We start from the raw sequence: 18,643 nt of genomic DNA on the forward strand, positions 1-18,643 counted from the left end.
AGGCGGGGAATGGAGATCTCGTGGTGGCTGGTTGCGGTCTTCGTTGTTGACCTCGCGATTCGTATCGCGGCGATCATCATCGTTCCGCGAAATCGCAGGCCGACGGCCGCGATGGCGTGGTTGCTGGCGATCTACTTCATTCCCTTCGTCGGTGTTTTCCTGTTCTTACTGATCGGAAACCCGCGATTGCCGCGCGCACGACGGCGCAAGCAAGACCGTATTAATGAGTACGCGCGCGAGGCGGCGGCACAGATTGACGGCGGAACCCTGCGCCCCAACGCGCCGCAGTGGTTCCAATCGATCGTTCGCATGAACTCGACGTTTGGCGCCCTGCCGATCGTCGGAGATAACGACGCTCACCTCATCTCCGATTACCAGGAGAGCCTCGACGCGATGGCCGAAGAAATTCGCACCGCGGAGCGATTTGTCTACATCGAGTTCTACATATTTCAGTCCGACGCATCGACCGACAACCTCTTTCGCGCGCTCGAAGAGGTCGCGGCCCGCGGCGTCACGGTGCGCGTACTGCTTGACCACTGGGCAAACCGCTGGAAGCCGTTCTATAAGGCAACCCTTCGTCGCCTCGACGCGATGGGCGCCGACTGGCACCTCATGTTGCCGGTGCAGCCGCTCAAGGGCAACACGCAACGACCCGACCTACGCAATCACCGTAAGCTCCTCGTGGTCGATGGGATGGTCGCGTACCTCGGCTCGCAGAACGTCACCGACTCGACCTACAACCTGCCGAAGAACATCAAACGCGGCCTGCACTGGGTCGACCTCATGGTGCGCCTCGAAGGCCCCGTTGTCACCAGCGTGGTGGCGGTGTTCCTCTCCGACTGGTACTCCGAGACCGACACGATCCCCGATGACGGAACCGAGGCTGCAAGGCCGGTGAGCGACGGCGACCTGGACTGCCAGGTGGTTCCGTCTGGCCCTGGCTTCGAGTTTGAGAACAACCAGCGGCTGTTCGTTGAGCTGTTGCACGCCGCCCAAAAACGCATCAGCGTGATTAGCCCGTACTTTGTGCCAGACAGTTCGGTGCTCGGGGCAATCACTGCGGCCACCGCGCGCGGCGTTGCCGTCGAACTCTTCGTCTCTGAGGAGGGCGATCAGGCCCTGGTCTATCACGCCCAGCGCAGCTACTACGAGGCGCTCTTGCGCGCCGGCATCACCATTTGGATGTACCCGAAGCCCTACATTTTGCACACCAAGGGGCTCATGATCGACGATGAGGTTGCCGTCATCGGGTCAAGCAATATGGACATGCGCTCGTTCGGCCTCAACCTCGAAGTTTCGTTGCTGGTGCGCGGCGAGGAGTTCATCGCCGAACTCGACGAGGTGGCCAGCGAGTACCGCAGACTCAGCCGTCAGCTCACCGCCGAAGAGTGGGCTCAGCAGCCGCTGCGTTCGACGGTGCTAGACAACCTGGCCCGCCTCACGTCCGCCCTGCAGTAATCGTCTCAAGCCTGCGGAGACTTCTCGGCGAAGGTGCGAAAAATCGCGTAATTCCGCGGGTTTTTCCTGCACGGAACCACCAGGCGGCGGAGGCAGAATCTCGCTACCGTTAGAGCATGCGGAATCGTCTTCTCGTTACCGCGTCTGTTCTCGGCCTGGCCGCACTCCTCTCCGGATGTGCCACCACGGCATCAACCTCGCCAACCGATTCGCCGAGCGCGACGGCAGCGCCAACCGAAACCCCCGACGAGATGGCCGTCGCGCCGGCTGATATCACCGTGGGGTGGGTGGCGAACGGAACCATGATTGGCATCGTGACGACGGGAAGCGGCAGCTGCGTGCCTGCCGTCATGACGGTCACCGGCGAGGGCGACACGATTGCCGTCGCGCTGACCGACCCGGAGCTTCTGCAACCGTGCACGCGAGACCTCCAGCCGCGTGTCACCGGGGTGGCTGTGCCGCCGGAAGTCGATGTGACCAATCCGGTCACGGTGGAGGTCACCTACAACGACGCGACCACAAACCTGGAGCTTGCGGCTGCCGACGAGCCGATCGCCGATGCGACGGCGATGATGCCATCGGCCGGCTACGTCGGGCCCAATGCGATCGGCCTGGTCACGTATGGCTCGTCAACCTGCGTCCCAGAGGTCGAATCCACCACGGCGGGCACGACCGACGAATCGCTCGTCGTCACGCTGCTGGCGCTCGACCCGATGGCGCCGTGCACGGCTGATTACGCACCACGGGTGACGCTTGTTCCCGCCGATGCCGGGGTCAAGACGCTCACCGTCGTCGATGGCGAAACGTCGACCGATGTTGAGGTGCTCGCGAACGGCTTCTAGCCGCTCAGAGCCGCGCGTCGGCGGCGTTCTTGTGCGGCGCAGGCAACATCACGGTGACCGCGCCGGGTTCGACAAAGCACCGCATGCGCACCGCCTCACCAAATTCATCGCCATCAAGCTCAATGGGCTGTGGTTCCGTCGCCACTGCCTCTAACGAACGGCCCTGCAAAAAATGGACGTGCGTTGAGTTGCCTGCTCGCCGTTTGGCGAGAGTGCGCCCGGCGCGAAAGCGGCTGAGAACGCTGTGATCCCACCACACGGTGCGCCACACAAACAGCCAGCCAAAGAGCCCCGTCGGCTTGAAAACGGCGACATCGAGCAGGCCATCGACAATCGACGCGTCGGGCAGCAGCGCGATGCCGCCGGGTAGCTGGCCGCAGTTGGCAAACAGAATGCTGTGCACCTTGCCGCTGTGTTCGCGATGCCCCGCGAGCTGATAGGTCGTGCGAAACGGCTTCGCGCCCTTCAGCGAGCGCGCGGCCCCGCTGACGTAGGCGATCCAGCCGACCCGCTCCTTCATTTTGTCGCTGGTGTTCTGAATCATTGTGGCATCCAACCCCATGCCTGCCATCACCACGAACCCGTGGCGTTCGGTGTAGCCGGTTGCGCGCTCCACCTCCGCAAAGCCGACATCAACGGGGGTGGCGGTGCCGCTGAACGTTGCGGCGATAACCTCGTGCGGGCGGTTGAGGGGCAAATGCAGGTTGCGCGCGAGCAGGTTGCCGGTGCCGCTGGGAATGATGGTGAGCGGAACCTCAGTGCCGGAGAGTGCCTCCATAGCCGCACGCACGGTTCCGTCGCCGCCGGCGACCAGAATATGCGTTGCCCCGAGTTCGCGAGCGTCGGCGGTGACCTGCTGACCCAGGTCTTCGACGGTGGTTTCAAGAAAGAGCGGGGTTGCCCACCCCGCCTTCGCCGACTGTCGCAGGATCTCTTCAGAGAGTTCTGAGAAATCAACCTTGATCGGGTTGTAGATCAGGGCGGCTCGAGAGGGGGCGGGTGCCGCTGCGTCGGACATGGGGACAGCATACGGGTAGCGGCCTGCGGATAGACTTCATCTGTGATTGATCCCGCGCTCCTTCGTGATAACCCTGATGTCATTCGCCAGTCGCAGGTTGCTCGCGGCCACTCGGCCGACACCGTCGACGAAGCCATCGAAGCAGACAAGTCGCGTCGCGCGGCCATCAGTCGGTTTGAAGAGCTGCGCGCGGAGCAGAACGCATTCGGCAAGAAGGTGGCCGCGGCGCCCAAGGATGAGAAGGCCGAACTGGTCGCTCAGGCCAAGGGGCTTGCCGAAGGTGTGAAGGCCGCACAGGCTGACGCAACGGCCGCCGAAGAGGTTGCCGACAAGGCGATGCGCCGCATCGAGAACATCGTGATTGACGGCGTGCCCGCCGGTGGCGAAAAAGACTTCGTGGTGTTGCGCCACGTTGGCGAGGTTCCGTCGTTCGATTTCGAGCCGCGCGATCACCTCGAACTCGGCGAAATGCTCGGCGCCATCGACATGGAACGCGGTGCCAAGGTTTCTGGTGCTCGGTTCTACTTCTTGCGAGGTGTCGGCGCCCGCCTGGAAATCGCGTTGATGACGCACGCGCTCAACACCGCGCTGAAGTACGGCTTCGTGCCGCTGATCACCCCGACCTTGGTTCGCCCCGACATCATGGCGGGCACCGGCTTCTTGGGTGAGCACGCCGATGAGATTTACCACCTCGACGACGATGACCTCTACCTGGTCGGAACCAGCGAGGTCGCGCTCGCGGGCTACCACAAAGACGAAATTCTTGACCTGGCAGGCGGCCCGATGCGTTATGCCGGTTGGTCAACGTGCTACCGCCGTGAGGCCGGATCGCATGGCAAAGACACCCGCGGCATCATTCGCGTGCACCAGTTCAACAAGCTGGAGATGTTTGTCTACACGACGCCAGAGGAGGCCGAGGCCGAGCACCTTCGCCTGGTGCAGTGGCAAGAAGAAATGCTGCAGTCGCTGGGGCTCGCGTACCGCGTGATCGATGTGGCCGCGGGCGACCTCGGCTCATCGGCGGCGCGTAAATACGACATCGAAGCGTGGGTTCCCACCCAGGATGCCTTCCGTGAGCTCACCTCGACCTCGAACTGCACGACCTACCAGTCGCGCCGCCTCGACATTCGGTACCGCCCTGATGGTGGCAAGACCACGCCGGTTGCGACGCTGAACGGAACCTTGGCCACGACCCGATGGATCGTGGCGCTGCTCGAGACGCACCAGCAAGCAGACGGCTCTGTCGTGGTTCCGGAGGTCCTTCGTCCCTACCTCGGCGGCCTCGAAAAGTTTGAACCGCTTTCGTGACTGATAACGCCAGCGGCCACCGATTGTTGATCGCGCTTGACGTTGACGGCACGGTGGTGTTGGAAGACGAATCGCCCAGCCCCGGCGTGCTTGACGCCGTTGCCGAGGCGGTGCGCGACGGCCACGAGGTGATGCTTGCGACCGGGCGTTCGTGGGCGGCAACCGGACGAATCATGACGATGCTTGGCATCACGCCGCAGTACGCGGTGTGTGCCAACGGCGCCGCCATCTACAAGCTCACCGACAGCGGCGAGTACGAGCGATTTCACACGGAGGTGTTTGATCCGGCGCCCGCCCTCGACATTCTCGAGCAGCATCTTCCTGATGCGCACTACATGGTCGAGCACGGCGACGGCACGCGGTTGTATACCGATGAAATGCACGACTGGAGCCTGAACCTCGCCCACCAGGTGAGCTTTGACGAGCTCAAGGCGCAGCCGGTGTCGCGCATTGTGGTGGTATCGCCCGAGCATGACGAAAAGACCTTCGCAGAACTGGTGTCATCGATCGGCCTCAACCAGGTGTCGTATGCCGTCGGCTGGACCGCCTGGCTCGACATCGCACCGCAGGGTGTTGACAAGGGCTCGGCGCTTGATCTGGTGTGCGCGTGGCTCGGACATGACCGCGCGAACACCGTGGTGATTGGCGACGGACGCAACGATCTCGGCATGTTCGAGTGGGCGCAGGAAAATGGTGCCACCGCGGTGGCGATGGGTCAGGCGCCGGAAGAGGTGAAAGACGCCGCGAGTTACATCACCCGCCGGGTGCAAGACGGCGGCGTAACCGAGGTGCTACGAGGGCTCCGCCCCGCGCTGTGAGATAGCGTCGAGTGCATGAGCACGAACGCGCGTAGTTATGCGGAGGCAGCCGCCACCTGGGCACCCGAATCATGGTGGGCATTGGAACGCGCCGCGCTGAACGCCGAAGGCGCCGAAAAGGTCCATGACGCCGTGATGGTGATCGGCCCCGCGGAGCACAACGCGAGAATGCGTTCCGGCGGTGGCGGGTGCTTTCTGGGGCTGTTGAGCATGCTCAGTTTGATCATGCCCGCGGTCGCTCTGGGCTTTCTTCTCTTCGCCGAAGCCGACCTCATCGCCGATCTTTTGGTTCCGCTCGCCATTGCCGTTGGCGTCGGATGTCTCATCCTGGCCGCCATTGAGCTGCGCGAACGATTTGCGGGCAAGCACACACTGTTTCGTGCCGTGGCCGCCATGGCGGTTTTTGTCAGCGTGCCGGCTGCCGTTGGCGGGTGGCTGATTTGGAGCCGCGTGCAGAGCGACAGCGACGATTCGCTCTGGAGTGACGAGGTGCTGTGGACGGTGATTCCGTTCGCGGCGATGGCCATCATTCCGCTCGGACTCATGATTGCCGGAACCATTGGTGCGCCGGCCGCGAAGCAGTCATCATCGTTGGTTTTGTACCTTGAGCAGCAGGTGGCCGAGATGCCGCCGGGTGCGGTTATCGCGGTTCGCGATGACCTTGGCGGGGCCGTTGACGTCTTGGAGCGCAAGCGCCTGATCACAAGCCACGCGGCGGCACAGGCGAAGGCGGCGCTCATCGGTCAGTTGGGTCTGACGATGGCGCCCGCGGTTGCACGCAAGGGCGGGCGGCTGGGAGATCGGGCGTCGGGAAGCTACGGCGTTGGTGGTTCTGTCACGCCGATCTAGCGGTTTTTGCCCGGTGACGGCGTGAGTTGGCATTCAGCGTGCGACCATGCGTTCATCAGCAGGTGCTCAGGCGCATTCTGCACAATGAAGAGTCGGCTAGACTCATTCATACGAACGAGTGCGCTCGTTCGGGAAGGTTGTCCGAGTGGCCGATGGAGCTGGTCTTGAAAACCAGTGGGCAGCAATGTCTCGTGGGTTCGAATCCCACACCTTCCGCACATACTGCGCGGTAAGTTTGGCAAGCGTAGGAGCACATACGAGTGAGTGAAACGACCCGGTCTGACATCGACCGCCGCCGCACCATTGCTCGTCACGGTTCGATGAAATCGCCCAGCGCCTGGGGTTCGATCGTGCGCTTTGTCAGCATTGGGTTGGCAACGCTCCTCGTTGCGGGTGCCGGTGTCGCCGCGTTCATCGCAACCGACCTCACGGCGTCGTTCAGTGCCGATGCCGTAGATATTGGCGGCGAGGCGCCGCCCGACATCGCCGCCTACGACGGCCCGGTTCAGATCTTGGTGGCGGGCACCGACGTGTGCGAGCCCGAATACGCCGACCTGTTTGGCGAGCGCTGCAGCGACGGTGAAGACGGCGCACGCAGTGACGTTCTCATGCTGCTGAACATCTCAGCCCCGCCGCGCAAGGTGACCGTCATCTCGTTCCCGCGCGACCTCATGGTTCCGATTCCCGAGTGCACCGACGCCAACGGCAACTCCACCTGGGCCCAGAGCAAAGAGCAGATCAACTCGGCCTTTAACACGGGCGGCCTGGCCTGCACGGTGGCCACCGTGCGCGAGCTAACCGGTCAGCCGATTCAGTTTGCCGCCTCGATCAACTGGGGTGGCGTCATTCAGATGACCGACGCGATCGGCGGCGTCGACGTGTGTATCGGCAGCGACATGTACGACCGCCACACGGGGATTGACTGGAAGGCCGGCCCCCGTACGATCTCCGGCTATGAGGCGCTACAGTTCTTGCGCACGCGCCACGGCGTTGGCAATGGTTCCGACCTCGGCCGCATCTCAAACCAGCAGCAGTACATGTCAAACCTGGTCAAGAAGCTGATGAGCGAGCAGGTGCTGTCAAACCCTGGCACGCTGCTGCGACTCGCGAAGGTGGCCGTCGAGGCGATCGACCCATCGACCAGCATGGCTGACCCGTACACGCTGATGCAGATCGCGCTGGCTGTAAAAGACGTGCCGTTCGAAGACTTCGTGTTTGTGCAGTACCCGGTGCAGACCGACCCCGACAACGAGAACCGCGTGGTTCCGATCTACGACGATGCTGATGCGCTGTGGGCGGCGATCGCCTCCGGCCAGACGCTGACCGTGACGGGCGGAACCGGTGGCTCGCTCACCGAGGCCGAAGTTGCCGCGCAGCAGGCCGAGAACATGTACGACGGTGATGGCGACGGCCTCGACGACGCGACGGGTCAGCCGATGCCGACCGAAATCGTCGAAGAAACTCCGCCTCCCGTCGACCCCGGCACCGAGGTTCCGGGGGCACTGCCCGAGTCGATCACCGGCACGAACGCCGCTCAGAACACGTGTTCAGACGGAACCATCAGCAACGAGTGACGCCCGTAGCGGCACCGAAATTGCGGGGGAGTTGGCTGCCGATTTGGGTATTCGGTCGCTTTGGTTCGAATCATGCTCCGGAACCCGTTAGTATTGCTGAGTGCCTTCTCCTCACCGGAGAAGCCACGGAGACGTCGCATAGTCAGGCCTAGTGCACCACCCTGCTAAGGTGGAGTCCTCGCAAGGGGACCGAGGGTTCAAATCCCTCCGTCTCCGCCACGTGAAAAGCCCCGCATCCCTTCCGGACGCGGGGCTTTCGCGTTGCCGGCGACGCCGAGGCGGGCCCGTCATTTTGCAGGCAGAGCATCATTTTGTCGTAAGAATTTGCACGAGAATGGCGGGTTTTTCACAAACCTGACGACAAAATGGTGGGCATGACGCCGCACCCCCAGCGCCCCGTGGCGCTCGTCGAGCTACCGCAACCCTTTTGGGTATTTACAGCGTGAAGTCGCCGGATTCGAGTCGCGCCTTGACGTGGCCGAGAAAGCGGGCGGCGTCGGCGCCGTCAACCAGGCGGTGGTCGTAGCTAAGCGAGAGGTACATCATGTCGCGAATGGCCACGGTCTCCGTGCCAGCCTCCTCGCGCACCACAATGGGGCGGCGCACGAGCGCGCCAGTGCCGAGAATGGCGACCTGCGGCATGTTGATGATCGGGGTGTCAAACAGCGTGCCGACGGAGCCGTAGTTGGTGACCGTGAACGTTCCGCCTGCGAGGTCGGCGAGGCCCAGCTTGCCCTCGCGCGCCCGGCCGCCAATCTCGCCGATCTGCTTCGCGATATCGCCGACGCTCATGGCGCCCGCCTCGTGGATCACCGGAACCAGGAGGCCGCGGGGAGTATCGACGGCGATGCCGATGTTCTCGGCCTCGGCGTAGCGGATAACGCCCTCTTCGAAATCGACCGTCGCGTTCACCTTGGGGTACTCCTGAAGCGCCTCAATCGCCGCGCGCACGATGAAGGGGAGGTAGCTCAGGCTCGCACCCTCGCGCTCGCGGAACGCCTCCTTTTCGCGCTGGCGAATCTCCGACACGGCGCCGAGGTCGACCTCGACGGTCGCGGTGAGTTGCGCGGAATTCTGCAGAGATTCCATCATGCGCTTGGCGATGGTGGCGCGTACTCGGGAGACCTTTTCGGTCGTTCCGGCGAGTTGTGCGGCGGGAGTTTGGGCGGTGTTGTGCACGATCGAATCCTCGTTGACTAGGCTGGTAGAACCAGAAGTATCCTGACACGGACACTTCTTCAGGTCAACGCGCCTTGGGCGCCTCGGCACTCGCGAAGAAGCGAAAGGCACTCAGCATGTTGCACGTACTCGGAATCATCGCCCCGATGTTCCTGCTGCTCGGCGTCGGCATGGCGGCCAGCTTTTCCGAACGATTTCGTAGCGCCCAGCCCGGGCTCAATGCGTTCGTGTTCTACTTCTCGCTACCCGCCTTCATCTTCATCGCCGTCGCTAATGCGCCCCTCAATGACGGGGTTCCGCTCGCGTTTATCGCGATCTCGCTGGGTGTCACGGCACTCGTCTTCGCGATTGCCTACCTGGGCGCCATCGCCATCAATCGCGTGCGAAAGCGCCCGGACGACGTTGCTGGCGTCGCCCCGGGGGCGTTTGCCATCGCGTCAACCTACGGCAACGTGGGTTATCTGGGTGTGCCCATCGTGCTGAGCGTGCTGGGGCCGGAAGCGGCGCTCGGCGCGGCGCTGGGCCAACTCCTTCACAATGTGCTGTTTATGGTCGGCTATCCGCTGATGAAGACCCTGGGGCGCGAGACGCGCGCTCGGGCAGCTGGCGGCATTGGCATGTTGTTGTGGCGGGTTGCCAAGCGGTCGGTCGTGTTTAACCCGGTGGTGCTGAGCGTGGTTGCGGGTGTCATTGTGGGGGTGACCGAGGTGCGCCCGCCCGCGGTCATTACCGCGAGCATCGAGATGCTGGGCAACGCCGCCATTCCCACCGCGATGTTTGCCGTTGGACTCACGATCAAGCCGGCGTGGGAGGGGTTTCGTACCCGCAGTGTCTCGCCCGGTGGGGTTGCGGTCGCCACCGTGCTCAAGCTGGCCGTGCTGCCGCTGGCAACCCTGGCCGCCGTGCTTCTGATGGGTGACGCACTGAGCCCGCAGTGGGGTGCCGCCGCCGTCATCATGGCGGCGATGCCCGTCTCGTCTACCGCGAACATTGTCGCCTTTGAATACGACGGTGACAGTCGCCTGGTTGGCGCGACGACGTTGGTCACCAGCGTGCTTGCGGTCGCAACGATTCCGCTCATCATCGGGCTGCTCGGGTAGCCCGCGCCTCGATCGCTATTGGGTTGCTCGCGTAGCCGCGCCTCGCTGCGCGAGGGTGCCGCTCGGTGCTGCCGTCACCATCCGTCGAGGCTAAACATAACAACTTTATAACGGGGCGGTGCGCGAAATTCCGCGGCGATTCGACGCATGGGCAGTTTTTGAACTCGCTATAAAAAATCTCTGGTCGAACCAGAGGCTTGCCTGGTTCTACCAGGAGGTTCATAATGGGTTCATGCCCTCCGCTGGGCACAAAGCGGAACGGGTATCTCGCGGAATCACCGCTGTCAAACAGTGCCTGATCCGGGCGGACACACACATCCCACCGGTCACCCACATCTCAAGGAGGAGATCACAGTGAAGAAAACCACTCTGGTAGCAGGCCTCGCGGCTTCCGCGCTTTTGCTCGCTGGTTGCGGCGGCGGTGCCACTGGCGGCACCGACGGCGGCTCGGCTGAGGGCGAGACGTACGAATGGGACATGACGATCACGGTCTCCGAGACGTCGACCTGGTATGCGGGTGCGGAAAAGTTTGGTGAGCTCCTCGACGAGAAGTCAGACGGCCGCATGAAGCTCAGCATCTTCGCAAATGAGCAGCTCTCCGGCGGCGACCCCGCTGCCGGCGTTGAGATGCTCGCCAACGGCGACAAGGCGTTCTCCTACAACTCGCCGATCATTTACTCCGGCATCGACCCCCGATTCTCGGCCATCACTGCGCCGTTCCTGTACGCCGACTACGCCGAGGCTGACGCGGCCATCGCAGACGGCGGCGCTGAGGCGTACGCGACCCTCACGGATGACATGGGCATCAAGATGCTGGGCTTTGGTGAGTCTGGCTTCCGCCAGATCACCAACAGCAAGCACGAGATCCTCGAGCCGGCCGACATCAAGGGCCTCAAGCTCCGCGTTGCTGGTTCCGAGTTGTTCCTCAACATCTATAAGGAGCTCGGTGCCGACCCCGTCACGATGAACTTCTCCGAGGTGTTCACCTCGCTGCAGAACGGAACCATCGACGGTCAGGAGAACCCGTTTGACGTCATCTACTCGAACGGTCTCATGGAGGTTCAGCAGTACCTCTCGGTTTGGAACTACGTTTATGACCCGCTGATTCTCGGCATGAACAAGGAAATGTTCGAGAACCTGAGTGCTGAAGACCAGAAGATCGTTGAAGAGGCTGCCGCCGAGGCCAACGAATACCAGATCACGCTGAGCCGTGAGAAGGAAGCTTCGCAGCTCGCCGAAATGGAAGAGCAGATGACGGTCAGCACCCTGGACGCCGACCAGCTCGCCGCGTTCCGTGAGGCACTGCAGCCGGTCTACGACGCTTACGAAAGCAAGTGGACCGCCGAGGTCGCCGAGGCTGTTCAGCCCAAGTAGTTCTCTGGAGGGGCGGTGCAAGAGCGCCGCCCCTTCGAGGATCGGAGCAACCCATGTTTGACATCATCCTTCGCAGGGTGGAAAACACGATCATCGCGATCACGTTCTTGTTCATCACGCTGTTGGCCTTTGCCAACGCGGTGGCCCGGTATGTTTTCCACGCCTCGTTCTCGTTCACGAGCGAGCTTCTCGTGAACCTCGCGGTGCTACTGACGATGGTCGGCGCTTCTGCGGCGACCCGCCTCGGCACCCACCCCGCCTTCACCCTGCTGCGCGACTCCACCCGCGGCATCGCCCGCAAGATCATCGTGGTGCTGGTATGCCTCGGCATGCTCATCTTCTTCGTGATCTTCCTGTGGCTGGGAATCGAAACGGCCCTCAAGCAGCTTGAATCTGGGCGTCTGACGCCGGCGCTGCAGATTCCGCAGTGGATCTTCTCCATGGGCTTGCCGCTGGGCGCTCTGCTCGGCGCGATTCGCACCGTGCAGATCGCGGTGATCGAACTGCGCGGCGGCGAAGCCTTCTCAAGCGAAGAGGCAGAGGCCATCGAAATGGCCGATCGCGTTCAGGCCGAGGAGCAGGCCCGACTCGACGCCGATCTGGCCGAAGTTGACGCCGCGACGGCAAAGGCCCACGCACATGACCATGATGCAGACCCGAAAGAAGGTGCACAGAAATGATTGAACTCGTCTTGTTTGGCACCTTCTTGGTGTGCCTGTTCATCGGTATTCCGGTGGCGATGTCTATGGGCCTGTCGGCCTTTGCCACCATCATGTTTACCGGGGGAGTGAAAGCTCTCTCGCCCGCCTCGAGCATTCTTTACGCCGGCATGTCGTCGGAGACGCTGCTCGCGATTCCGTTCTTCATCCTGGCCGGCGTCATCATGGAGCTCACCGGGATCTCGCGACGCCTCATCGAATTTGCTGATGCCTGCTTTGGGCACCTCAAAGGCGGCATCGCGATCACCGCGATCTTGACGGCGTTGCTGTTCTCCTCGATCTCCGGATCGGGCCCCGCGACCGTCGCGGCGATCGGTGGCATTCTGATCCCCGCCCTCGTCAAGCACGGCTACAGCAAGCGCCACGCGGCGTCGCTGGTGGCTACCTCGGGCGAGCTCGGCATCATCATTCCGCCATCGATCGCGTACATCGTGTTTGCCGTCGTGGCCGCAGACTATGCGGGCTCCTCTGGCGAGCGTGTGACCATCGGCCGCCTCTTCATGGCGGGTGTGGTTCCGGGTTTGATCCTCGTGGTTGTGCTGTATCTGCTTGCGCGTTTCTTGCCGCGTGAGATGGCGGTGGCCGGCGGCAACGCCTCTGCCCACCTGAGCAAGGTCATGGGTAAGAACAAGCGCCAGAAGACGCAGACGGTGACCGCAACGGGCGGCATCGCAAGCACCGCCGACAACACCGGCCTCATCACGATTGACGAGGTCACCCCCGTCAACGCTGAATCAGGCGGCGGCTTGGGCTTTCGAACGCAACGCGCCCCGGGCAGCGTCATTTTCAAGGCGTTCCTGGCCGCTGTTCCTGGTCTTCTGGTTCCGGTTATCATTCTCGGCGGCATTTACGGCGGCGTCTTCACGCCGACCGAGTCGGCAGCCGTCGCCTCGGTGTACGCCCTGGTTGTTGGCCTGTTCATCACGCGGGACTTGAAGTTCTCCGACGTCTTTAAGATCTTCACCTCGGCGGGTATGCTCTCCGGCCGCATCATGCTGATCATCGCGTCGGCGACGCTGTTTGCGTACGTGATCACGCGGAACCAGATTGCCAAGCACGTCGCTGACTGGATGCTCAGCATCACCGACAACGCGGTGATTCTGATTCTGATCATCAACGTCGCGCTGCTGATTGCCGGTATGTTCCTCGACGCCATTTCGGCCTTCTACCTGTTCATTCCGCTGTTCGTTCCGGTGCTGCTGGAGCTGGGCATGGACCTCACCACGATCGGCGTGATGATGACCATGAACCTCGCCATCGGCCTCATCACCCCGCCCGTCGGTATCGACCTCTTCGTTGCCGCGGGCATCGCGAAGATCTCGTTCGCCGAGGCCGCCAAGGGTGTGCTGCCGTTCATCGCCTGTGGCGTTGGCGTGCTCATGCTCGTCACCTTCGTGCCCGCGATCAGCAACTTCTTGCCTGACTTGCTCGGGCTGTAACGCACGCAAAGGAGACATGACATGTCACAAGATTTCGCAGGCAAGGTGGCCGTGGTCACCGGTGCTGGCGGCGGCATCGGCGCAGCCATCGCCATTGAACTCGCCAGCCGTGGCGCTGACATTCTGATCGTCGATGTGATCGACGGCGCAGACACCGTCTCGCGCATTGCGCAGGCGACGGGCGGAACCACGCGAGCGCGGAGCGAGATCGTGGACATTCGTGATCGCGCAGCCGTCAAAGCCTGCCTCGACGGGCTTGTCGCAGACTGGGGCTCGCTCGACGTGCTGGTGAACAACGCCGGCACGGCGGGCCGCCTCAGCCTTCAAGACATGACGGATGAGATTTGGGATCGCGACCTCGAGACAAACCTCAAGGGAACGTTCCTGATGACGCAGAACGCGGTGTATCCGCACATGCGCGACGCTGGTTCCGGAGCCATCGTGAACGTGAGTTCCATCTCCGGCATCATCGGTGGAGCTAACTCCGGCGGCGACGGCGCAGCGCGCACCGGGCCCGCCTATGCCGCCTCGAAGGGTGGCGTGATCGCGTTCACCAAATGGGTGGCGAAAGAAGTTGGCCCGCTGGGTATCACATGCAACTCGGTGGCCCCCGGGCCCGTCGAGACACCGATGACTAAGGGCGTTCCCTACCCGGTCGATGCGCAGCCGATTAAGCGCATTGGCCAGCCCGAAGACATCGCAACAGCCGTTGCCTTCCTCGCCTCCTCCGGCGCCACGTACATCACGGGCGAGACGCTGAAGGTGTGCGGAGGAACCGCGATCGGCTGATCCAGGCACCTGCCGAACGTCTGGTGTGCTCCCCAACCCGGGAGCACACCGGTTAGCCCCACACGAGAGGGGCTAACTGCGGACCCCAAAAACCTTTCACAGGTCACAAGCTGAAAGGAGACCTCATGCAACCTCTGGTTCATCCCGGTCCCAAGACCGAACCCCGAATCATCGCCCAAAACGTCGCAACGCGGCGCGCGATGTGCGTGCTGACCGATGACCGCCCCCTCATCGACCAGCTGCACGAAACCCTGGCGGCGCTCGGAACCGACAGCGGCTTCGCCGAGATTCACGGCGGCGACTACGCCCCGCTGAGCTACTGCGTTCCCGATGTTGCGACCGCCGAAAAGGCGCTCAGCTTCTCCGAGACCCGCGAGCACGACGCCGCGCACCTGATGTACGGTTCCGTCACTCTCGGCGTGCGCGATGGCGCGCCCTATATGCACAGTCACTGCTTCTGGCAGACCACAGACGGCACCTTCGAGGGCGGCCATGTGTGGCTTGAAACCGAGCCCGGTCACAACGCCCCGTTTGCCGTTGTGACCGGCATTTACGGAGCCCAATGGCAGAGCACAACCGACCCAGAAACCCACATGCCGGTGTTTACGCCGGTGAAGCGGAGGAGCACCATGTACGAGGCGCAAACCGCAGCAGAGGGCACCGTTATCGCCCGGGTGCTGCCCAATATCGACATCACCGACGCCGTGCTGCGGGTATGCCGCGAGGCGGGCTACGAGACCGCCTCGGTACGTGCGGGCCTCGGCAGCTTCGTGGGCGCCACATTCATCGACCGTGCTACCGGCCAGATCCGCCTCGCCGACGGTCCGGCGACCGAAGTCATCGCGCTCGTCGGCGATGTACGCACGATCGGTGGCGAACTGGCCGTGCGGCTCACCGCGACACTGGTTGACCGCCACGGCGTGATTCACGCCGGCGAACTGGTTCCAGGCGAAAACCTGGTCGCAGCCACTTTTGAACTGACCATCCAACGTATTGATACCCCGGCCGTCGACGTCATTCGTCGCGCGGCTTAAGACCTGACAAAGGAGAACCACCATGGACGTGAACCTCACCAAAGACCTGCTGGGCGATGAAGAAGAAGCCGACCTCGTGGAATGGCTCGTCGAAGACGGCGCAACCGTTGCCGCGGGCCAGCCGATCGCGTCATTTGAGACGTCGAAGCTCGTGAGCGAGCTGGAAGCTCCGGCTGACGGCGTCATCACGATCAAGAAGGAAGCGGGCGAACTCGTCGAACTCGACGAGACCATCGCCACGATCGACTAGGACAACCATGGCTGACTACAACGCAGCAGAGCAGGGCCTTTCAGGCCTCGAACTCATGGCGAAGATTCGCGAGTTCGAGCGCCGCATGCCGCTGCTCTCGGATGAAGGATTGATTCGCGGATCGACCCACCCATCACTGGGCATGGAGGCGATCGCCGTTGGCGTTTCGCTCGCCCTGACCGATGACGACGCGATTGCCTCGACCCACCGTGGCCACGCGCACACGCTCGCCAAGGGTGCCGACTTTGGTCGCACCATGGCTGAGATTCTGGGCCGGGCTGACGGATACTGCTCGGGCAAGGGTGGATCGATGCACATCGGTGCAAAAGAGATTGGCGTGCTCGGAACCAATGGCATCGTTGGCGCCGGAATTGGCATTGCCACCGGTGCGGCTTTGGCATCCAAGGTCAAGGGCGACAACACGGTTGCCGTCTCCTACTTTGGTGATGGTGCATCGAACCAGGGCGTGCTGGCCGAGGCATTCAACCTCGCAGCGATCTGGAAGTTGCCGGTGATCTTCGTGTTGGAGAACAACCACTACGCGCAGTCGTCGGCGGTCGAGGAGATGGTGGCGCAGCCCGATCTCACGCGCCGTGGCGAGGCATACGGTGTTCCGTCGTTTAGCGGCGATGGCATGAACCTGCAGGAAGTTTTTGAGCTCGCGACGGCCGCCGTTGAACGCGCCCGCGCGGGTGAGGGGCCGACACTGCTGGTGCTTGAGACCTATCGCTACCTCGGCCACATGGCCGGAGACACCGAGATTTACCGCACCAAGGAAGAGGTCGAAGCCGCGAAGGCAAACGACCCCATCGAGAAGTTGCTCGCCGAGCTGATTGCCCAGGGCATCATCACGGCCGAGCAGTGGGAGGCCCGCCGCGACGTGCTGTTCGCCGAGGTTGAAGCCGCCGAGCAGTTTGCTCGCAACTCGCCATTTCCGGAGGCCTCCGAAGCCTTCACCGATGTCTACGCGAAGGGGGCATGATCATGGCCGAAACGAAAGATTTGGTGACCTGGCGCGCGTTGAACGCCGCCATGCACGACATCATGGAGGAGTTTCCCGAGTCATTCACCCTGGGTGAAGACATCACCACGTGGGGAACGGGCGGTGGCACCTACGGCGTGACGCGCGGGCTGAAGAAGAAGTTCGGTGCGGAACGCGTGATGGACACCCCCATCAGCGAAGAGGTGCTGCTTGCAGCCGTCTCGGCTGCCGCAACGCGTGGAGTCCGTCCGATTCTCGAGATCATGTATTCGGACTTCTCGTTCCTCGGCTTTGACGGCATCATCAACCAGGCAGCGAAGGCGCGTTACATGTTTGGCGGGCAGTTTGATACGCCACTCGTGATCCGCAGCAATGGTGGTTCCGGCATCGGCAAGGCCGCCCAGCACTCCCAGTCGCTGGAGACGCTCTTTGCTCACATTCCTGGGCTCGAGGTCGTGGTTCCCGGCACCCCCGGCGACGCGTATGGACTGTTGCGTACGGCCGCGAAGTCCGACAACCCGACCATCTTTCTTGAGCACAAGAACATGTACTACGACAAGGGGCCGGTCGATTTTCAGCCGATCCCGTTCGGTCAGGCGCGCATTGCTCGTGAGGGTCAGCACGCCACCATCGTGGCAACGCAGCAGATTCTGAACTACTCGCTGGCTGCTGCAGAAGAGCTGGCGGCCGAGGGCATCGAGGTTGAGATTATCGACCCGCGCACGCTGTACCCGTTCGATATGGACGCCGTGTACGCGTCGGTCGGCAAGACGCGCCACCTGGTCGTCGGCCACGAGGCGGTTCGCGACTATGGCTGGGGTGCCGAGTTTGTTGCGCAGACCGTGGAAGCGGCCTGGGACAAGCTTGACGCCGCTCCGGTTCGCGTTGGCGCGGCCCGCACACCGATTCCGTACGCGCAGACGCTGGAAGAGGCAGTCATTCCGTCGAAGGACGACATCGTCGCCGCCGTAAAGAAGACGCTGGCGTAACGCCGTAGCCGGAGGGAGGAGTCTCATGCGCTCCTCCCTCCGCGAAAAACGCATGATGACGTGAAAGGCAAGAACGTGAACCGGCTGCTCAACAAGACCGCACTGGTGTTTGGTGGTGGATCCATCGGGGGCGAAATCAACAATGGGCTGGCGACTGCGCTGACCTACGCTCGCGAGGGCGCAAATGTCGCCATCGTCGACATGAATCAAGACGCCGTCGACGGCGCTGTGCAGCGCATCATCGACGATCTCACCGCGCTTGGCCTGCAGCCCGCAGTGCTCGGTATCGTCGGCAATGTCACCGATGATGCGGAGGTGAGCGCGGCGGTTGCGACCACCGTACAACGGTTTGGGCGCATCGATGTGTTGCACAATAACGTCGGCATCGCCCGCATGGGTGGGCCCATTGAGCAGCCCATCGACGAGTGGAACCTCATGCTCAACGTCAACCTCACCAGCGTCTTCTTGACCTGCAAGCATGTGCTTCCGCACATGGTCGCCCAGGGTTCCGGCAGCATCATCAACGTGGGCTCCGTGGGCGGCATGCGCTACATCGGCTACAACTACCCGAGCTATTCGGCAACGAAGGGCGCGGTAACGCAGTTCACGCAGAACCTGGCTTTGGAGTATGCCGCTCAGGGCATACGTGCCAACACCATCGCTCCCGGGTACATCAACACCCCCATGATCTACAAGCAGATCAGCGGGGCGTACGACACCGTCGAAGAGATGGTGGCCGCTCGAGACGCCCTGTCACCCACGGGTCGCATGGGCACCTCGTTTGACGTGGCTAATGCCGCGCTGTTTCTGGCGTCTGACGAGTCGCGATACGTCAACGGCGTGTGCCTGCCCGTTGACGGCGGTCTCGTGCAGAGCTCTGCTCCGCCAGCACACGCGCGGTAGGAGTCGCGAAAGGCGGCG

The 18,643-nt window shown here is 62.8% G+C and carries 18 protein-coding genes and 2 tRNA genes; 18 read left to right on the top strand and 2 right to left on the bottom strand.

The window, feature by feature from the left end; translation table 11 throughout:
* The first annotated feature begins 9 nt into the window (after positions 1-9).
* Entirely contained in the window at positions 10-1,458 is a 1,449-nt protein-coding gene (gene cls, locus FVP60_RS10280; protein WP_147826194.1) for a cardiolipin synthase, read from the top strand.
* Between the two features lie 116 nt (positions 1,459-1,574).
* On the top strand, positions 1,575-2,300 hold the full coding sequence (locus FVP60_RS10285; protein ID WP_147826195.1) for a hypothetical protein: 726 nt from the start codon (positions 1,575-1,577) through the stop codon (positions 2,298-2,300).
* Between the two features lie 4 nt (positions 2,301-2,304).
* Here FVP60_RS10285 and FVP60_RS10290 read toward each other — a convergent pair whose 3' ends face one another.
* A complete protein-coding gene (locus tag FVP60_RS10290; protein WP_147826196.1) occupies positions 2,305-3,318 on the bottom strand; it encodes a diacylglycerol/lipid kinase family protein in 1,014 nt (337 codons plus the stop codon).
* A 42-nt stretch (positions 3,319-3,360) separates the two neighbouring features.
* Here FVP60_RS10290 and serS point away from each other — a divergent pair, with 42 nt between their 5' ends.
* From serS to FVP60_RS10320, 6 genes are all read left to right on the top strand, one after another.
* Complete coding sequence (gene serS / locus FVP60_RS10295; protein WP_147826197.1) at positions 3,361-4,626, top strand: serine--tRNA ligase; 1,266 nt, start codon at positions 3,361-3,363, stop codon at positions 4,624-4,626.
* Positions 4,623-5,444 (top strand): HAD-IIB family hydrolase, encoded by an 822-nt coding sequence (locus FVP60_RS10300; RefSeq protein ID WP_147826198.1) that lies wholly within the window; start codon positions 4,623-4,625, stop codon positions 5,442-5,444. The genes serS and FVP60_RS10300 overlap by 4 nt, the downstream gene beginning before the upstream one ends.
* A 15-nt stretch (positions 5,445-5,459) precedes the next feature.
* On the top strand, positions 5,460-6,293 hold the full coding sequence (locus FVP60_RS10305) for a hypothetical protein (protein ID WP_147826199.1): 834 nt from the start codon (positions 5,460-5,462) through the stop codon (positions 6,291-6,293).
* 131 nt (positions 6,294-6,424) lie between these two features.
* Positions 6,425-6,509: transfer RNA gene (locus tag FVP60_RS10310), tRNA-Ser, on the top strand.
* 44 nt (positions 6,510-6,553) lie between these two features.
* Complete coding sequence (locus FVP60_RS10315) at positions 6,554-7,867, top strand: LCP family protein (RefSeq protein WP_246132563.1); 1,314 nt, start codon at positions 6,554-6,556, stop codon at positions 7,865-7,867.
* A 127-nt stretch (positions 7,868-7,994) separates the two neighbouring features.
* Positions 7,995-8,086 (top strand) — tRNA-Ser (locus FVP60_RS10320).
* A 216-nt stretch (positions 8,087-8,302) separates the two neighbouring features.
* Here the strand turns inward: FVP60_RS10320 and FVP60_RS10325 are convergent.
* On the bottom strand, positions 8,303-9,046 hold the full coding sequence (locus FVP60_RS10325; protein WP_246132564.1) for a 2-oxo acid dehydrogenase subunit E2: 744 nt from the start codon (positions 9,044-9,046) through the stop codon (positions 8,303-8,305).
* 116 nt (positions 9,047-9,162) lie between these two features.
* On the opposite strand from FVP60_RS10325, the gene FVP60_RS10330 reads away from it, so the two are divergent.
* The 10 genes from FVP60_RS10330 (at position 9,163) to FVP60_RS10375 (ending at position 18,625) form a co-directional block, all read left to right on the top strand.
* A complete protein-coding gene (locus tag FVP60_RS10330) occupies positions 9,163-10,146 on the top strand; it encodes an AEC family transporter (RefSeq protein ID WP_147826200.1) in 984 nt (327 codons plus the stop codon).
* Positions 10,147-10,500: 354 nt separating this feature from the next.
* Complete coding sequence (locus tag FVP60_RS10335) at positions 10,501-11,520, top strand: DctP family TRAP transporter solute-binding subunit (RefSeq protein ID WP_222705921.1); 1,020 nt, start codon at positions 10,501-10,503, stop codon at positions 11,518-11,520.
* A 53-nt stretch (positions 11,521-11,573) separates the two neighbouring features.
* The gene (locus FVP60_RS10340; RefSeq protein ID WP_147826201.1) at positions 11,574-12,200 is read left to right on the top strand and encodes a TRAP transporter small permease; all 627 of its coding nucleotides are present in this window, start codon (positions 11,574-11,576) and stop codon (positions 12,198-12,200) included.
* Positions 12,197-13,678: a TRAP transporter large permease gene (locus FVP60_RS10345; RefSeq protein ID WP_147826202.1), complete on the top strand. Its 1,482-nt coding sequence runs from the start codon at positions 12,197-12,199 to the stop codon at positions 13,676-13,678. The genes FVP60_RS10340 and FVP60_RS10345 overlap by 4 nt, the downstream gene beginning before the upstream one ends.
* A gap of 21 nt (positions 13,679-13,699) precedes the next feature.
* Complete coding sequence (locus FVP60_RS10350; RefSeq protein WP_147826203.1) at positions 13,700-14,467, top strand: SDR family NAD(P)-dependent oxidoreductase; 768 nt, start codon at positions 13,700-13,702, stop codon at positions 14,465-14,467.
* Between the two features lie 125 nt (positions 14,468-14,592).
* Positions 14,593-15,501, top strand: coding sequence for a PCC domain-containing protein (locus tag FVP60_RS10355; protein ID WP_147826204.1), 909 nt, complete (start codon positions 14,593-14,595; stop codon positions 15,499-15,501).
* Positions 15,502-15,523: 22 nt separating this feature from the next.
* Positions 15,524-15,751 (top strand): biotin/lipoyl-containing protein, encoded by a 228-nt coding sequence (locus tag FVP60_RS10360; protein WP_147826205.1) that lies wholly within the window; start codon positions 15,524-15,526, stop codon positions 15,749-15,751.
* Between the two features lie 7 nt (positions 15,752-15,758).
* Positions 15,759-16,733 carry a thiamine pyrophosphate-dependent dehydrogenase E1 component subunit alpha gene (locus FVP60_RS10365; protein ID WP_147826206.1) on the top strand — a complete coding sequence of 325 codons (975 nt, stop codon included), beginning with the start codon at positions 15,759-15,761 and terminating at the stop codon, positions 16,731-16,733.
* Between the two features lie 2 nt (positions 16,734-16,735).
* Positions 16,736-17,722: an alpha-ketoacid dehydrogenase subunit beta gene (locus FVP60_RS10370; RefSeq protein ID WP_147826207.1), complete on the top strand. Its 987-nt coding sequence runs from the start codon at positions 16,736-16,738 to the stop codon at positions 17,720-17,722.
* A gap of 75 nt (positions 17,723-17,797) precedes the next feature.
* The gene (locus tag FVP60_RS10375; protein WP_147826208.1) at positions 17,798-18,625 is read left to right on the top strand and encodes an SDR family NAD(P)-dependent oxidoreductase; all 828 of its coding nucleotides are present in this window, start codon (positions 17,798-17,800) and stop codon (positions 18,623-18,625) included.
* The last annotated feature ends 18 nt before the right edge of the window (positions 18,626-18,643 follow it).

This window comes from Microbacterium mitrae (assembly GCF_008017445.1).
Lineage (GTDB): Bacteria > Actinomycetota > Actinomycetes > Actinomycetales > Microbacteriaceae > Microbacterium > Microbacterium mitrae.

Coding starts and splice junctions, on each gene's coding strand:
- cls (WP_147826194.1), top strand. CDS start 10: ATGGAGATCTCGTGGTGGCTGGTTGCGGTCTTCGTTGTTGACCTCGCG.
- FVP60_RS10285 (WP_147826195.1), top strand. CDS start 1,575: ATGCGGAATCGTCTTCTCGTTACCGCGTCTGTTCTCGGCCTGGCCGCA.
- FVP60_RS10290 (WP_147826196.1), bottom strand. CDS start 3,318: ATGTCCGACGCAGCGGCACCCGCCCCCTCTCGAGCCGCCCTGATCTAC.
- FVP60_RS10305 (WP_147826199.1), top strand. CDS start 5,460: ATGAGCACGAACGCGCGTAGTTATGCGGAGGCAGCCGCCACCTGGGCA.
- FVP60_RS10330 (WP_147826200.1), top strand. CDS start 9,163: ATGTTGCACGTACTCGGAATCATCGCCCCGATGTTCCTGCTGCTCGGC.
- FVP60_RS10340 (WP_147826201.1), top strand. CDS start 11,574: ATGTTTGACATCATCCTTCGCAGGGTGGAAAACACGATCATCGCGATC.
- FVP60_RS10345 (WP_147826202.1), top strand. CDS start 12,197: ATGATTGAACTCGTCTTGTTTGGCACCTTCTTGGTGTGCCTGTTCATC.
- FVP60_RS10350 (WP_147826203.1), top strand. CDS start 13,700: ATGTCACAAGATTTCGCAGGCAAGGTGGCCGTGGTCACCGGTGCTGGC.
- FVP60_RS10355 (WP_147826204.1), top strand. CDS start 14,593: ATGCAACCTCTGGTTCATCCCGGTCCCAAGACCGAACCCCGAATCATC.
- FVP60_RS10360 (WP_147826205.1), top strand. CDS start 15,524: ATGGACGTGAACCTCACCAAAGACCTGCTGGGCGATGAAGAAGAAGCC.
- FVP60_RS10365 (WP_147826206.1), top strand. CDS start 15,759: ATGGCTGACTACAACGCAGCAGAGCAGGGCCTTTCAGGCCTCGAACTC.
- FVP60_RS10370 (WP_147826207.1), top strand. CDS start 16,736: ATGGCCGAAACGAAAGATTTGGTGACCTGGCGCGCGTTGAACGCCGCC.